The sequence below is a fragment of the Stenotrophomonas sp. 05N37 genome (assembly GCF_056397365.1).
On sequence record NZ_JBFTNG010000003.1, the window covers coordinates 289374 to 305324 of the forward strand.

Here is a 15951-nt window from a genome sequence, read left to right on the forward strand (position 1 = left end):
TGCAAAGCATGACACTGCGTCTTTTCTCCCCGCGTCATTTCTGCCTGTCTCTCGCCCTGGTCCTGCTCGCCGGGTGTGCCTCGGTGCCCGCACCGGACGTCCGTCGCAACGCCGTGCTCGACGGCAGCCACCAGGTGGTGGCCGGCGACGGCTCGCGCGACGGCATCGACGCCCAGCCGCTGGACACCGACGGCGCGCCGCAGGCGGTCATCCGTCGCGGTACCGGCACCATGATCAACCGCAGCGCCGCGGCCGCCGCCGCACCTGCGCTGTCCCAGGCCGGCAACGGCACCGCCACCTTCAATTTCGAAGGCGAATCGGTGCACGCGGTGGTCAAGGCGATCCTCGGCGACATGCTGGGCCAGAACTACGTCATCGCCCCGGGCGTGCAGGGCACGGTGACCCTGGCCACGCCCAAGCCGGTCTCCTCGGCGCAGGCCCTGAACCTGCTGGAGATGGTGCTGGGCTGGAACAACGCCCGCATGGTCTACAGCGGCGGCCGCTACAACATCGTGGCCGCCGACCAGGCGCTGGCCGGTACCGTTGCACCGAGCACCGCGCCGGCCGCCAGTGCGCGCGGCTTCGAAGTGCGGGTCGTGCCGCTGCAGTACATCTCGGCCACCGAGATGAAGAAGGTGCTGGAGCCGTATGCGCGCCCCAACGCGATCGTCAATGTCGACAGCGGCCGCAACGTGATCACCCTGGGCGGCACCCGCAGCGAGCTGGAAAACTACCTGCGCACGGTCGAGATCTTCGATGTGGACTGGTTGTCGGGCATGTCGGTGGGGGTGTTCCCGATCCAGTCCGGCAAGGCCGAGCAGGTCGCCGCCGACCTGGAGAAAGTGTTCGGCGAGGAGAGCAAGACCCCCAGTGCCGGGATGTTCCGCTTCCTGCCGCTGGAAAACGCCAACGCCGTGCTGGTGATCACGCCGCAGGCGCGCTACCTGGACCAGATCCAGCAGTGGCTGGAACGCATCGACAGCGCCGGCGGCAGTGCGCGCCTGTTCTCCTATGAGCTGCGCTACGTCAAGGCCAAGGACCTGGCCGAGCGCCTGGCCGAGGCCTTCGCCAACGAAAACGGCCGCAGCGGGCGGGGCAGCAGCAGTTCGCTGGCCCCGGGCGCGACCCAGATGGAGCTGGGCAGCAACCGCGACAACGGCACCACCACCAACCTCAACAACAGCACCTCTGGCGCCGGCAGCAGTCGTGGTGGGCTGGGCGATGGCAGCTTGAGCCTGCCGCAGCGGCAGAATGGCAATGCCAGCTTCAACCTGGAAGTGCAGGGCGACAGCGTCGGCGTGTCGGCCGTGGAAGAAACCAACACCCTGCTGGTGCGCTCCACGCCGCAGGCATGGCGCTCGATCCGCGAGGTCATCGAAAAGCTCGATGTGATGCCGATGCAGGTGCACATCGAAGCGCAGGTGGCGGAAGTGGCGCTTACCGGCGACCTCAGCTACGGCGTCAACTGGTTCTTCGAGCAGGCGGTGACCACCGGCAAGACCGAGAGCGGCCTCGACCTGCCCAGCGCGCTGGGCCGTTCCATCTGGGGCAGCATCTCCGGTACCGTCGGCGACGGCGGGGTGGGCTGGACCTTCCTGGGCAAGAATGCCGCCGCGGTCGTCAGTGCGCTGGACAAGGTGACCAACCTGCGCTTGCTGCAGACCCCATCGATCTTCGTGCGCAACAACGCCGAGGCCACGCTCAACGTGGGAACCCAGATTCCGATCAACTCGGTCTCGGTCAACACCGGCATCAGCGACAGTACCTACAGCCAGGTGCAGTACCTGGACACCGGCGTGATCCTCAAGGTGCGCCCGCGCATCACCCGCGATGGCGTGGTGTTCCTGGACATCGTGCAGGAAGTCAGCTCGGCCGGCGCGGTCCCGGCCGGGTGCGATCCGACCAAGAGCACCTGCAATCCGCCGATCAACACCCGCAAGATCTCCACCGAGGCCGCCGTGCAGAGCGGTGACACCATCATGCTGGCCGGGCTGATCACCAACTCCGACGAAGACGGTTCAAACGGGGTGCCGGGCCTGAGCAAGATCCCGGTGATCGGCGCGCTGTTCGGCAAGAAGAGCCAGAAGAACGAACGCTCGGAAGTGATCGTGCTGCTCACCCCGACGATCGTGCGCAACGCGCAGGAATCGCGCAACCTGACCGACGAGTACAGCAGCCGCTTCCGCGCGATGGAGCCGTTCCCCAACCCCCCGAAGAAGAACTGAGCCGGCGCGGCGCTGTCATCGCAGCCGCCGCGCCTGCTACGCTGCGGCCAAGCGGCGGCCGGCATCCCCGGTCGCCAACCGCACGCCGCGCACAGGGGGACCGATGGGGACGATCGTGTTGCTGCCGATCGGGGTCGATGACACCGCCCTCGACCGTTGCCTGGCGGCGCTGGACGCCGGCACCCCGGCCGGCACCGCCGCGTGGCTGGCCGATGATGGCCAGGCCGGCCCCCGCGCACAGGCGGTGATCGCGCACTGGTTGCTGCACACCCCGTTGCAGGCCGAGTACACCCGGCGTGCCAGCAGCATCGGCGAGGTGGCCCACCTGGATGAAATGCTGCGCGCCTGCGCCGGCGCCGACGTGGTGGTGCTGGCGCCCGACGCCATCCCCGCGCCGGGCTGGTTGCAGCAGATGGATGCGTGCTTCGCGCGCGATCCCTCAATCGGGTCGGCTACCCCATGGTGCAACGCCGGCGAAACCGCCGCCTGGCCGCGGCTGGGCGAGATCGATCCGGTGCCGGCCGATCTGCCCGCGATGGCGCAGGCCTGCGCGGCGCTGCCGCCGATGCATCCGGAACTGCCCTCGGCGGTGACCCACGCGGTACTGCTGCGCGCCAACGCGCGGCGCAAGGCCGGCGGCCTGGACATGCACAGCTACGGTTCGTGGAATGCCGCGCTGATCGACCTGAGCCTGCGCATGGCCGGGCTGGGCTGGCGCAACGCATTGTGCGAAACCGCCTTCGTCGCCCGTGCCAGCGAAGCGCAGGCGTTCGACGGCGACATGGACGCACTGGGCACACGCTGGCCGGGCTGGCAGCCGCGGCTGGCGGCGTTCCTGATGGGCGACCCGCTGCTCGGCACGCGCCAGGCGCTGCAGCAACTGCATCGGCAGGCGATAATGCCGCGGTCCCAGGGCGATCTCTTCGCCGCGCCCGCCGCCCCACCGGAGTCACCTGTTTGAGCCTTGCCATCGCCGCGATCATCGTCAGCTACCAGAGTGCCAGCACCCTGGATGGCTGCCTGGCCCGGCTGCGCGCCGCCCGTGGCGTGGTCGAGATCCGGGTGGTCGACAACGGCTCCAGCGACGGCACGCTGGAGATCATGCAGCGCCACGCCAGCGCCGATCCGCGCGTGCGCTTCATCGCCAACCCGGACAACCCCGGCTTCGCCGCCGCCAACAACCAAGGCGCAGCCGACAGCCAGGCGCCGTGGCTGGCCTTCATCAACCCCGACCTGATGGTGGATACCGAGACCCTGGCGTTGCTCTGCGAGCGCGCGATAGGCATCGGCGACTGCCTGCTGGGGGTCGAACAGGTGGACGAGCACGGCCAGCCCGATGCGGCGGTGCGCCGGCGCGACCCGGATTTCGGCGCCATGCTGCGCTCGCCGGGGCAGGGCGCGAAGCTGGCCATCCCGCCCGACCCCGCGCAGGCGCTGCAGCCGGTGCCGGCCCTGTCCGGCGCGCTGCTGCTGATGCCGCGGGCGCTGTTCGAGCGGATCGGCGGCTGGGATGCCGGCTACCGCCTGCACGCCGAAGACCTGGACCTGTGCCGCCGCGTGCGCCAGGCTGGCGCGCTGGTGGCCATCGCCAACGACCTGCAGGTGGTGCATGTGCGCGGCGTATCCAGCCGCTCGCGGCCGTTCTTCGTCGAATGGCACAAGCACCGCGGGCTGTGGCGGTACTTCCGCAAGTTCGAGGCGCGCCAGCGCAGCCTGCCGGTGCAGGGCGCGGTGTTCGCCGCGATCTGGGCGCACGCCCTCATCCAGGTCCCGCGCCTGCTCCGCCGGCGCTGAGTGCCGGGCGTTGGTCGGTGCATCCGGGCAGGCGCATAATCGCGGCCATGATCATCCAGTCCCTGCTCGACACCGACCTGTATAAATTCACCATGATGCAGGCGGTGCTGCACCAGCACCCCGGCGCCCAGGTCCAGTACCGGTTCAAGTGCCGCACCCCCGGCATCGACCTGGCCAGCTACATCGATCAGATCAACGACGAGATCGACCACCTGTGCCGGCTGCGCTTCAGCGCCGACGAGCTCGAGTACATGCGCGGCCTGCGCTTCGTCAAACCCGACTTCGCCGATTTCCTCGGGTTGTTCCACCTGGACCGCAAGTACATCGACCTGCGCCCGTCGGCCACCGTGCCCGGCGAGATCGACCTGGACATCACCGGCCCCTGGCTGCACACGATCCTGTTCGAAGTGCCGCTGCTGGCGATCATCAACGAGGTCTGGTTCCGCAACACCACCACGCCGGACTTCACCGAGGGCGAGCGCCGCCTCCAGGCCAAGACCGCGCTGCTGCGCGATACCCCCGGTTTCGAGCTGTGCCGCATCGCCGACTACGGCAGCCGCCGCCGCTACTCGCGGGAGTGGCACGCCCGCATGCTGCCGATGATGCGCGACGCGCTCGGCGCGCAGTTCGTCGGCACAAGCAACGTGCACTTTGCCCGGCTGTACGGCATGACCCCGCACGGCACCATGGCCCATGAGTACCTGCAGGCGTTCCAGGCGCTGGGCCCGCGCCTGCGCGATTCGCAGGTTGCAGCGCTGGAATCGTGGGCGCGCGAATACCGTGGCGACCTGGGCATCGCGCTGTCGGACGTGGTCGGGCTGGATGCGTTCCTGCGCGATTTCGACATGTATTTCTGCAAGCTGTTCGACGGCGTGCGGCATGACTCCGGTGATCCGTTCGCCTGGGGCGACCGCATGCTGGCGCACTTCAAGGACCGCCGCGTCGATCCGCGCAGCAAGGTGCTGGTGTTCAGCGATGGCTTGAACATCGAGAAGGTGATGCAGCTGTTCGACTACTTCCGCGGGCGCTGCCAGGTCGCGTTCGGGGTGGGCACGCACCTCACCAACGACCTTGGCCCCACGCCGCTCAACATCGTCATCAAGATGGTCCGCTGCAACGGCCAGCCCGTGGCCAAGCTGAGCGATTCGCCCGGCAAGAGCATGTGCGACGACCCCGGTTACCTGGCCTACCTGCGGCAGGTATTCGAACTTTCACCCGGGTGACACGCGCATAAACGCCACAATGGGGTGTAACCCGGGGCACTAAGTGACGCTGAGCGTCACTTGTACGGGGAAATGTGATCCACATCACGTTGCACTGGCTAGCTCTCGCCACTTGGCCTACGATTTGCGTGATGGAAGTCACACTCGTTGGTCGTCACAGGGAGCTGTCCGGTGAAGGTTCTATCTGTTTTTGGTACCCGTCCTGAAGCGATCAAGATGGGACCACTGGTCCGCGCGCTGCACGCGGCGCCCGATATCGACTCCATCGTCTGCATCACCGGGCAACACCGGGCGATGCTCGACCAGGTGATGTCGCTGTTCGACATCCACCCCGACCACGACCTTGACGTGATGGTGGCCGACCAGACCCTCAACGGGCTGTGTTCGCGCCTGTTCGCCAAGCTCGATGCGCTCTACGAGCAGGTGCAGCCCGATCGCGTGCTGGTGCACGGCGATACCAGCACGGCGATGACCGCCGCACTGGCCGCCTTCCACCGCCGCATTCCGGTGGCGCACGTGGAAGCCGGGCTGCGTACCGGTGACCTCCAACAGCCCTGGCCGGAAGAAATGAACCGACGCGTCATCGACGTGGTCGCCGACCATCTGTTCGCGCCCACCGACAGCTCGCGCTACAACCTGGAACAGGAAAACCTGGCCGGGCGCATCAGCGTCACCGGCAACACCGTCATCGACGCGCTCAAGCAGACCGTCGAGCGCATCGACCGCGACGCGCATCTGCGCGCGGAGATCGATGCCCACTTCCCGTTCCTGGAGCCCGAACGCAAGCTGCTGCTGGTCACCGGCCACCGCCGCGAGAACTTCGGTGGCGGCTTCGAGAACATCTGCCGCGCGCTGGCCGAGCTGGCCCAGCGCGAGGACCTGCAGATCGTCTACCCGGTGCACCTGAACCCGAACGTGCAGGGCCCGGTGCATGCGCATCTGGGCGGGCTGGACAACGTGCACCTGATCGCGCCGCAGGACTACCTCAACTTCGTCCGCCTGATGCAGCGTGCGCACGTGGTGCTGACCGACTCCGGCGGCGTGCAGGAAGAAGCGCCGGCGCTGGGCCGGCCGGTGCTGGTGATGCGCGACGTCACCGAACGCCCCGAGGCCGTGCAGGCCGGCGTGGTACGCCTGGTCGGCACCGATCCGGCACGGATCGTCGCCGCGGTGCATGCCGCCTGCGACGGGCCGCGGGTGGCGGCGCACTTCATCGCCGACGCCAGCCCCTATGGCGATGGCCGTGCCTCGGCACGGATCGTGGCCGCGCTGCGCGGCGAGCCGTTCGACGAGTTCGTGGCGGCCCACCCGGCGCCGATGTCCCATACCTCCCTTTCCGAACTGACGCCATGACCCAGACCAACCGGATTACCGCTCGTTTCCCCAAGGTAGTACCGCTGGCCTTGGTCCTGGCCCTCCCACTCAGTCCTGCCCACGCCGCCGACACCGCGGCCGGGCAGTTCAGCGAGTGGGCCGCCGATGCCACCGTGACCCGCAGCATGACCCTGCGCGAGCTTGGCTTCCGCCAGGCGCTGACCCTCAGCGGGCAGGAGAGCCAGCGCGAAATCTACCTGCCGGTCCCGGCGGGCGTGCCCACCCGCGATGCGCAGCTGCAGCTCGATGGCCGCTACGTGCGCGGCCATACCGGGCGCAGCTCGGGCCTGTGGTCGGTGGATGGCGACCCGGTCGCCGCGCGCTCGATCACCGATCCGCAGGGCGATGCCAGCCAGTTGCTGGCCATCGACGGGCTGCCGCGCGACAACGGCTTCGTGCGGGTCAACGTCGGCTGGTGGTCGGTGGTATCCGACTATCGCTGCGCCGACCAGAGCGCCCCGGCCAACGTGCTGCGGCTGTCGCCGGACTCGCGCTTCAGCTATCGCTTCGACGGCCGCGCGGTGAACACCGTGGCCAAGGCCTGGGGCGCCCTGCCGGCGCGGGTGCGCCTGCTGGTGGATGGCAAGGCGCTGCAGGCACCGGCCTACGACGCGGCGTGGCGAGTGGGTGCGGCGCTGCGCAACGGTGGCAAGCAGGTGGACGTGGTGGCGCTGCCGGTGGTGGGCGGTACCGTCGACCTGACCGGCATCAGCATTCCGGCCAGCCTGCAGGGCGTGCCGGCCTACGCGGCATTGGCCGCTGGCGGCAGCCAGCACCGGATCGCCTCGCTGGCCGAGGTGGGCGCGCTGCTGTCACTGCGCGACAGCGGCCCGCTGGCGGTGGACGTGGCGATCAGTACCGATCCGCTGCGCGCCGCCGTGCGCGCTGCGCTGGACGCCCTGGCAACGGAAGTCGGTGCGAGCGGTGGCGACGCCGCGGCTGCATTCACCGCGTGGCGCGGCAGCGACATGGCCGCATTGGAGAAGGGCACCGGCACCGCGTCGGTGAGCGTGGCCGCGGTCGCCGGGCGTCCCACGCTGGTGGTCGCCGCCGACGCCGGGGCCAAGGTGGCCGGGCTGCTCAGCGAGCAGTGGCGTGCCTATGCACTGGGCCGCACCCTGCAGGTTGCGCAGGCCAGCGCAGCGCCGGTCGGCGAAGACGCCGTGCTGCTCAGCCGCCTGGGCAACATCGCCGGCACCCTGGACATCGTCACCCGCGGCGACCGGACCGCCAGCTTCGAGCTCGGCGCCCTCTCGGCCGACGGCCGTCTGCCCGACCAGGTGGTGGTCGATGTCTCGGCCGCGCCCAACGCGGCCGGGCAGGGCGCGGTAGCCAGCATCTACTTCAACGACTATCTGCTGGGCGCCAAGGTGCTGGCCAGCGACGGCAAGCCGCAGCGACTGGTCGCCAAGGTGCCGGCCTATGCGCTGGCGGCACGCAACGAAGTGCGGATCAGCTTCCTGCGCCAGCCGGCACGCCCGTACTGCCACGACCCGGCCACCGCCTTCCCGGTGTCCGTGCTGCCCAGCAGCCACCTGACCCTGGCCAAGCGGACCCTCGATGCCGACTTCATCGGCGCGGCCAGCCAGCTGGCGCACGCCAATGAAGTGTTCGTGCCGACCACCTGGCTGCAGGATGCCCCGGCATCGCTGGCCAAGGTGATCGCCATCGCCAGTGCGGTGGGCGTGTCGCCGCAGGCGGCCGAGCTGAAGGTGGTGGCCGCCGGTACCGCGATCAGCCCCGGCCATCCATACCTGGCCTTCGCGCTGGCCCCGTCCGGGATCAGCCCGGCCGGGCTCAAGGACGGTCGCCTGGTGGTCAACGGCGGCAACCAGCCGCTCCTCGACGTGACCGGGTTGGACCGCGCCGCCGCCGTGCAGGTGGTGGACGGCGGTGGCCACACCGGCGTGCTCTATACCGACCTCGGTGCGCAGGGCCCGCTGCTGGAGCAGCCGTTCCGGCTGCTGCGCGGCGACCTCGCCGTGCTCGATGGCAGTGGCGTGGTGAGCGACTTCAACAGCCAGGATCCGTATGGCGCACGGCTGGCCGATGTCGGCAACCCGCAGCCGTGGTGGCAGCAGCACATGGTGTGGCTGCTGGTGCTGGTCGGCCTGGTGGTGTTTGCCCTGCTGGCCGCACGCGTCGCCCAGATCCGTCGTCGCCGCGCGTCCGGCAGCAGCGGGCACTGATCGACCGTGAACGGTCTCCCCTGGGATATCCACCTGGCCAACTACTACGCCGCCCTGGAAACAGTGGCGGCGGCGGTGGCCGTGTTGATCCTGATTTCCAGCCTCGATGACCTGTTCATCGACATCTGGTACTGGGTCCGCGAAAGCTGGCGCACGCTGACCGTCAAGAAGCGGCGCGAGTATCGCCCGCTGACCCAGCAGGACCTGCTGCAGCGCCCGGAGCAACCGTTGGCGATCATGGTGCCGGCCTGGGCCGAGTACGACGTGATCGCGCAGATGGTGGAGAACATGATCGATGTACTCGACTACCGCGAGTACATCGTCTTCGTCGGCACCTATCCCAACGATGCCGAGACCATCGCCGAGGTGGAGCGCATGCGCCGGCGCTACAAGCGCCTGCGCCGGGTGGAGGTGCCGCATGCCGGCCCGACCAGCAAGGCCGACTGCCTGAACTGGCTGATCCTGTCGATCTTCGATTACGAGAAGCGCCACGACATCGAGTTTGCCGGGGTGATCCTGCACGACAGCGAGGACGTGCTGCACCCGATGGAGCTGCGCTTCTTCAACTACCTGCTGCCGCGCAAGGACATGATCCAGTTGCCGGTGACCTCGCTGGATCGCGAGTGGTACGAGTTGATCGCCGGCGTCTACATGGACGAGTTCGCCGAATGGCACGCCAAGGACCTGGTGGTGCGCGAAAGCGTGTCCGGCATGGTGCCCTCGGCGGGCGTCGGCACCTGCTTCTCGCGCAAGGCGCTGCTGGCATTGAGCGCGGCCACCAACAACCAGCCGTTCAACACCGACAGCCTCACCGAGGACTACGACGTGGGCGCGCGCCTGGCGGCGATGGGCATGCATTCGATCTTCGCCCGGTTCCCGGTGCAGTTCCGCGTGCGCCGCCCCTCGTGGTTCGGCTGGGGACCGGTGCGCGAAAGCACCCAGTCGATGGCGCTGTGCGTGCGCGAGTATTTCCCCGACAACTTCCGCGCCTCCTACCGGCAGAAGGCGCGCTGGGTCCTCGGCATCGGCCTGCAGAGCTGGGAAACGCTGGGCTGGCGCGGCTCGCTGGCCACCAAGTACCTGCTGGCGCGCGACCGCAAGGGCATCGTCACCTCGTTCGTCAGCATCATCGCCTACATCATCTTCCTGCAGCTGCTGCTGTTCTGGGTATTGAAGATGACCGGGCTGTGGCAGACCCAGTTCCCGACCATCTTCCAGGCCGGCACCTGGCAGATGAACATCGCCCTGATCACCACCGCTGCCCTGGCCAGTCGCGTGGTGCAGCGCTTCTACTTCGTCAACAAGCTGTACGGATGGGAACACGCGTTGATGTCGATCCCGCGCATGGTGGTCGGCAACATGATCAACTTCATGGCCACCGCGCGCGCGTGGCGCATGTTCCTGCTGTACCTGCTGTTCGGCAAGCGCATGGTGTGGGACAAGACCATGCACGATTTCCCCAGTGCCTCGCAGCTGGTGCAGACCCGCAAGCGCCTCGGCGAGCTGCTCACCACCTGGCAGGCGGTCGAGCCCGAACGCCTGGAAGAAGCGCTGCAGCAACAGCAGGGCGGGCGCCAGCAGCCGCTGGGCCGGATCCTGGTCTCGCAGGGCTGGCTGGATGATGAAACCCTGGCCGAGGCCATCGCGTTCCAAGGCGACCTGGCGCGTGCCGTCATCGACGTGGACTACCTGCAGGCCGGGGTGTTCCCGCTGTCGGTGGAAGCGTGCGTGCAGTGGCGCCTGTTGCCGCTGCCGCGCAGCACGGCCGATACCTTGTCGGTCGCGGTGGCCAACCCGCTCAGCGAGGCCGAGCAGGCCCAGCTGCTGCACGACGTGCACGCCAGTGCCGTGGAGCAGTCGATCGCGCGCGAAAGCGAAATCAATGCCGGCCTGCGTCTGATCAGCGGTGAAACCTACCGCATCGACGCGGTGCCGTTGCTCGGCGACCTGCTGGTGGAGATGCGCCTGATCGCCCGCGACCAGTTCGAGCGCGTGCTGGACGAATACAAGCCGCAGCGCGACGGGCGCATCGGCGACTACCTGGTCAAGCACGGCGTGGCCACCGAAGCGGCGATCGCCGAAGCGGTGCGCGAGCAGCATCGCCGGTCCGGGCAACCCCAATACAGCGCCGACGGAGAGCTGAAGGCATGAGGACCACCCTGCTTTCCAGCGTGATCGCGCTGAGTCTGATCGGCCTGGGCAGTGCCTGTGCGCACGCGCAGGAATCATTGCCGCTCTCGGGCAACGCCTACCGCATCGCCGAGCAGGCATTCGGCGCCTATGAGCGCGGCGATTTCCCCCAGGCCTACCGCAGCGCCAGCGAGGCGGTGCGGTTGCGCCCGGACGTGGCGCGGCTGCGGCTGCTGCAGATCTACGCGGCGCAGAAGCTGGGCCGCAACGACGAGGCGCGCGCCCTGGCACAGCGTGCCATCGCCGCGGGCATCACCGATCCGGCGTTGCCGGCGCTGGCGGCCGCCCCGGCACGCGGCAATGCCGCCGCCGGCCCCCGGGCTGCCGCCGCCGCGAAACCCACGGCGGCCGAGCTGGCCTACCAGCGCGCGTTCGCGCTGGCCACCCAGGCCTACGAGGCCTACAACAACGACCGCATGGCAGAGGCTGCCAGCAAGGCCGAGCAGGCGTTCCGCCAGCAACCGCAGCAGGGCGCGTGGGCGACCCTGTGGGTGGCCTCGCTGGAGGCCCAGCAGCAGTTGGAACAGGCTGACGCCGCGGCGGCCACGGCGATCCAGCTCGGCGCGCCCAACGTCGGCGACCTGCAGGCAAAGCGGGTCGCGCTGGGCCGGCAGCGGGCGGTCAAGCCGGCGCAGGAAGGCTATCAGGCACTGATCGCGCAGGACTTCGGCGCGGCCACCCGATCCGCGCAGCAGGCCGTCGAGCACGCGCCCGATGTCGCCTCGCACCGCCTGCTGCTGATGACCGCGCAGATGCTCGATGAACAACTGCCGGCGGCCGAGACCACCGCCGACCAGGCCCTGGCCAATGACAGCGACGACACCGTCGCCCTGGTGATGCGCGCCTACCTGCGCCAGCGCCAGATGAAGACCGCGCAAGCCAACGCGGACTTCGACGCTGCGCTCAAGCAGGATTGGCTGGATGGCCAGCAATTGCGCAACGTGCGCCTGCTCGCCACCGATGCGGCGATCGCCGCCGGCGACCGCGCCCGCGCGACCCAGCTGCTGCAGCCGCTGCAGCAGGAGACCTATGCAGACCTGGACGCCGACGCACGCAAGGCCGTGCAGGATGCGGTGGCCGAACGCAGCAAGGCGCTGGCACAGGCCCGGCCCGGCCAGGCGCTCACCCTGGCCGACTACCCGGCACCGTTCCAGCAGTGTCGCGATACACCTTACGGCACGCAGTGCGAAGTGATGCCGGCCGACCTGCAGGGCGAGGGCGGGGCGTCGCAGCGCGCCTACGCGGCATTCGGCCGGCAGGACTACCAGGAAGCCATCCGCCAGGCCCAGCAGGCCGTCAGCGATGACCCCGACAACCGCACCCTGCAGGCGCTGCTGACCACCACCCTGTCGGCCGGCGACCGTGCCCAGGCGGCGCAGGCGCGGCAGCGCCTGGACACCGCGTTGGCGGCCACGCCCGATGACGCCGCCCTGCTCATGCAGCGCGGCTACCTCCACCAGCGCGTCGGCGAGCCGGAGCAGGCGCTGGCCGACTTCCGCGCGGCCCAGGCCACCGGCAAGGCGCCGCCCACCGTGATCCTGGACCAGGCCTATGCCAGCGCGGCCAGCGGCGCCAACCGCGACGCGGTGACCCTGCTGCGCGGCGCGATCGACAGTGCCGACGCAGGCACGCTGAAACTGGACACGGCGCAGCGCTACAACACCCGCAGCTCCATCGCCAACCTCTCGCGCGAGTGGGGCGTGATCGCCTCGGCCGGCTACCGCGGCGCGCGCCAGGCAGCCACCAACCTCGGCGGCGCGGCGATCAGCACGCCGGGCGATTCGGTGTTCGGCACGCTCGAAGCATTCTGGCGGCCGCCCGCGTTGAACACCCGCCACGGCACGCTCGAAGCCTACGCACGCATCGCCAACACGCTGTACGACGAGGGCGGCACGTTCGAGTCGATCCTGGCCGTGGACCCCTGCACCGGTGAAGCCACCGAGGACGCCCGCGCCCGGGCCGAACGCCTGAGCCGCTCGCGCTCGATCGCCGGCTGGCCGTCCACCATCGCCTCCTTCGGCGTGCGCTATGCGTTTGGCCAGACCGGTCTGAGCGCGGGCATCGAGCGCCGCCAGTTCGCCGGTACCGCCACCCGCAACGGCGGCATCTATCCCGATTCCACCGCGATCCAGTGCCGCATCCAGCTCGACTCCAATCGTCCGCTGCAGATCAACACGCTGGCCCGGTATCGCCTGGACAGCAACGCCGGCGGTTGGATGTCCTACCTGACCTACGGCTTCTACAAGGGCACCGGTGTGCGTACCGACGTCAACCAGTGGTGGACGCTCAGCGGTTACGCGCAGGCCGGCCTGAGCTGGGACGACAACCGCGCCCACTTCACCATCGATGGGCTGGACGCCAATGGCGATCCGTCGCAGCGCATCCTGCAGTCCGATGGCCGCCTGCGTCGCCAGCAATGGTTTGGTGCGGCCGAAGTCCGCGCCGGGCGCAGCTACCGCTTCGGCGCCGCGCAGACCCGCTGGGTGGTCAACCCGTACCTGGTGGTCGGCGCGGACTGGATCGACCAGACCTCGAAGGTGCGTGGCATCGAGTACCCGCTGATCGGCGCGCAGTCCTTCACCCTGTCCGACACCGCCAGCAGCTGGTCGCTGGGGGCCGGTCCCGGCGTTGGCGTGCGTTACTGGTTCCGCGAAGACCATTACAACGCCGCACGCTCGTATCTCGACGTGGCGGTGCAGTACCGCTTCGCCATCGGCGGCGGCGATACGCAGCGGGCCAAGGGCCTGTTCGCCACTGCCACGCTCTATTACTGATCCAGGAAAAGGACCCGACGATGACCCACGCCCGATCCTCCGCCCGCCCCTCCCGCCTGCGGCCGCTGTTGCTGGCCGCGCTGTGCGGCGCGCTGTGCGCCACGGCACCGGCGATCGCACAGACGCCGCCGGCGGCGGCCGGCGCGGCCAACCAGGACTCCTCGATCGTGCTGATCGGCAAGGATGGCTGGCTGTTCCCGGCGTGGGGCAGCCTCACCGACGTCGATGCGCCGGCGATTGCCCGCAACACCCAGCTGATCGCCCAGGCGCGCACCGCGCTGGCCGCGGCCGGGGTCAAGCTGGAGGTGCTGGTGCTGCCGGACAAGGCCCTGTTCTACGAAGACAAGCTGCCCGACGGCAAGCGCCTGGGCGAGGCCGTACGCGGCCGCTATGCGCTGGTCCATGACGGGCTGGAAACCTCCGGCGTGTCCTCGGTCGATGCGTTGCAGGTGTTGCGCCAGGTCAAACAGGGCGGGCAGGAGGTGTTCTACCGCAGCGACCAGCACTGGACCCAGCCGGCGGCCGACGCCGTGGCCTCGGCCGTGGCGGCACAGATCCGCCAGCAGGTGCCCAGCCTGGCGGGCGAGGCCGGCACCGGGATGGCGCTGGGCAGCGAGATCAAGGAACGCCGCTTCGGCGACCTGGCCGAACTCTTCCTCACCGAAGAGCAGCGCAGGTCCATTGGCCGTGACACCTTCACCGTGCGCCGCCAGGCCGAGCAGCAGTCGCTGCTGGACGATGCGCCGGCGCCGGTCCATGTCACCGGCCACAGCATGGTGCAGCCGTACTTCGGCTTCCCGCAGAAGCTCTCCAACGTGCTCGACCGCCCGGTCTCGGTGAACTGGAAGCCGGGCAACGTCGGCCACTGGGTGATGCTGCTGGAGTACCTGGAGTCGCCCGAGTTCCGCGCGCACAAGCCGCAGGTGCTGGTCTGGCAGATGTTCGAGCCGTCCTACGTGCAGGGCCCGGATGCACGTGGCCAGTGGGACAACGCCTCGATCATGACCCCGCAGCAATGGACCGCACGCTTGAACAAGGCACTGGGGCAGTAACCCGATGAGTGCTCGTCCCGGCGCGCCCGCGCCCCTGCCCCCCGCCGCGCCGGCGCGTGCCCACCTGCCCACGACGGTGGTGGTGATCGCGCTGCTGGTGGTCGGCCTGCTCGCTGGCGGCTGGATGCTGGGCAGGGCGAAGATTCCGGCGGCGTCGCTGGCACCGGCGCGCTGGGCCGATGGCGAGGCGGGCCGCGCGATCAACGAAGCGCTCAAGCTGCCGGTGCAGGCCCAGGCCGACCTGGCCACGGCGGCGGTGCGCTATCGCCTGCTGGGCGACCTCGGCCCGCAGGTCGCACTGGGGTGCCCGGACTGGCTGTTCTATCGCGACGGCCTGCGCCCGCAGCCGGGTGCCGGCGACCAGGTCGTCCAGCAGCGGGTACGCCTGATGCGGCACTGGTCGGCCCAGCTCAAGGCGCAGGGCGTGCAGTTGCTGGTGGTGGTGGTGCCGGACAAGTCGCGGATCGAACAGGCGCACACCTGCGGGCTGCGGCATTCGGCGAACATGCGCGCGCGGCTCGGCCATTGGCAGCAGGCACTGCAGGCCGCCCAGGTGCCGTCGGCCGACCTGCTCCCGGTGCTGCAGGGCGCCGACGCGCCCATGTTCTTCCGTACCGACGTGCACATGAACCGGCTCGGCGCGCAGCGCGCCGCCGACGCGGTGGCCGCCGCTGCGCTGCCCTTGCTGGGGGGCCCGGGCGGGCAGGCCTTCGAGGTCGGCGCGCCGGGCGCAGCCAAACCGCGCATGGGCGACCTGATCGTGCTGGCCGGATTGGAGAAGGCACCGCCGGCCTGGCGCCCGGCGCTCGACCGCGAGCCGGAGCAGGTGATCACCCCGCTGCGCAGCGGCGGCCTGCTCGATGACACCCCGCCGGTGGAGGTACTGCTGCTGGGCAGCTCCAATGGCCGCCGCAGCCTGTTTGCCGAGCGCCTGGGCCATGCGCTGGGGCGCGAAGTGTGGAACCAGAGCCTGGATGGTGGGCAGTTCTCGGGCGCGTTGCTGGCCGCCTGGCCGCAGCGTGCGCAGTGGCCATCGACAGTGAAGCTGGTGGTCTGGGAATTCTCTGAAATGGCCCTGTCCTTGCCGTTGACCGACGGTGAGCAGGCAACGCTGGCCGAGATCCACTGAG

The 15951-nt window shown here is 69.5% G+C and carries 10 protein-coding genes; all 10 read left to right on the forward strand.

Annotated elements, in window-relative coordinates:
- Window positions 1–8 precede the first annotated feature (8 nt).
- Window positions 9–2225: a type II secretion system secretin GspD gene (gene gspD, locus AC1DGC_RS11885; protein WP_394163830.1), complete on the forward strand. Its 2217-nt coding sequence runs from the start codon at window positions 9–11 to the stop codon at window positions 2223–2225.
- A gap of 103 nt (window positions 2226–2328) precedes the next feature.
- The gene (locus AC1DGC_RS11890) at window positions 2329–3186 is read left to right on the forward strand and encodes a glycosyltransferase family 2 protein (RefSeq protein ID WP_394163831.1); all 858 of its coding nucleotides are present in this window, start codon (window positions 2329–2331) and stop codon (window positions 3184–3186) included.
- On the forward strand, window positions 3183–4019 hold the full coding sequence (locus tag AC1DGC_RS11895; RefSeq protein WP_394163832.1) for a glycosyltransferase family 2 protein: 837 nt from the start codon (window positions 3183–3185) through the stop codon (window positions 4017–4019). The genes AC1DGC_RS11890 and AC1DGC_RS11895 overlap by 4 nt, the downstream gene beginning before the upstream one ends.
- A gap of 47 nt (window positions 4020–4066) precedes the next feature.
- The gene (gene pncB / locus AC1DGC_RS11900) at window positions 4067–5242 is read left to right on the forward strand and encodes a nicotinate phosphoribosyltransferase (RefSeq protein ID WP_259206991.1); all 1176 of its coding nucleotides are present in this window, start codon (window positions 4067–4069) and stop codon (window positions 5240–5242) included.
- 171 nt (window positions 5243–5413) lie between these two features.
- Window positions 5414–6595 carry a non-hydrolyzing UDP-N-acetylglucosamine 2-epimerase gene (gene wecB, locus AC1DGC_RS11905; RefSeq protein WP_394163833.1) on the forward strand — a complete coding sequence of 394 codons (1182 nt, stop codon included), beginning with the start codon at window positions 5414–5416 and terminating at the stop codon, window positions 6593–6595.
- Window positions 6592–8805: a hypothetical protein gene (locus AC1DGC_RS11910; protein WP_449335583.1), complete on the forward strand. Its 2214-nt coding sequence runs from the start codon at window positions 6592–6594 to the stop codon at window positions 8803–8805. Before wecB ends, AC1DGC_RS11910 begins: the two co-directional genes overlap by 4 nt.
- Window positions 8806–8811: 6 nt before the next feature.
- Window positions 8812–10956 carry a glycosyl transferase family protein gene (locus AC1DGC_RS11915; RefSeq protein ID WP_259206982.1) on the forward strand — a complete coding sequence of 715 codons (2145 nt, stop codon included), beginning with the start codon at window positions 8812–8814 and terminating at the stop codon, window positions 10954–10956.
- Window positions 10953–13769: an NfrA family protein gene (locus tag AC1DGC_RS11920; RefSeq protein WP_478047930.1), complete on the forward strand. Its 2817-nt coding sequence runs from the start codon at window positions 10953–10955 to the stop codon at window positions 13767–13769. The genes AC1DGC_RS11915 and AC1DGC_RS11920 overlap by 4 nt, the downstream gene beginning before the upstream one ends.
- A gap of 20 nt (window positions 13770–13789) precedes the next feature.
- Window positions 13790–14821, forward strand: a complete 1032-nt coding sequence (locus AC1DGC_RS11925) for an alginate O-acetyltransferase AlgX-related protein (protein WP_478047931.1) — start codon at window positions 13790–13792, stop codon at window positions 14819–14821.
- 4 nt (window positions 14822–14825) lie between these two features.
- Window positions 14826–15950 carry an alginate O-acetyltransferase AlgX-related protein gene (locus AC1DGC_RS11930; protein WP_478047932.1) on the forward strand — a complete coding sequence of 375 codons (1125 nt, stop codon included), beginning with the start codon at window positions 14826–14828 and terminating at the stop codon, window positions 15948–15950.
- Window position 15951: the final 1 nt, after the last annotated feature.

What these genes read in the sequence shown, in the direction of transcription:
- gspD (WP_394163830.1), top strand. Translation starts at nt 9, where the DNA reads ATGACACTGCGTCTTTTCTCCCCGCGTCATTTCTGCCTGTCTCTCGCC.
- AC1DGC_RS11890 (WP_394163831.1), top strand. Translation starts at nt 2,329, where the DNA reads ATGGGGACGATCGTGTTGCTGCCGATCGGGGTCGATGACACCGCCCTC.
- pncB (WP_259206991.1), top strand. Translation starts at nt 4,067, where the DNA reads ATGATCATCCAGTCCCTGCTCGACACCGACCTGTATAAATTCACCATG.
- AC1DGC_RS11910 (WP_449335583.1), top strand. Translation starts at nt 6,592, where the DNA reads ATGACCCAGACCAACCGGATTACCGCTCGTTTCCCCAAGGTAGTACCG.
- AC1DGC_RS11920 (WP_478047930.1), top strand. Translation starts at nt 10,953, where the DNA reads ATGAGGACCACCCTGCTTTCCAGCGTGATCGCGCTGAGTCTGATCGGC.
- AC1DGC_RS11925 (WP_478047931.1), top strand. Translation starts at nt 13,790, where the DNA reads ATGACCCACGCCCGATCCTCCGCCCGCCCCTCCCGCCTGCGGCCGCTG.
- AC1DGC_RS11930 (WP_478047932.1), top strand. Translation starts at nt 14,826, where the DNA reads ATGAGTGCTCGTCCCGGCGCGCCCGCGCCCCTGCCCCCCGCCGCGCCG.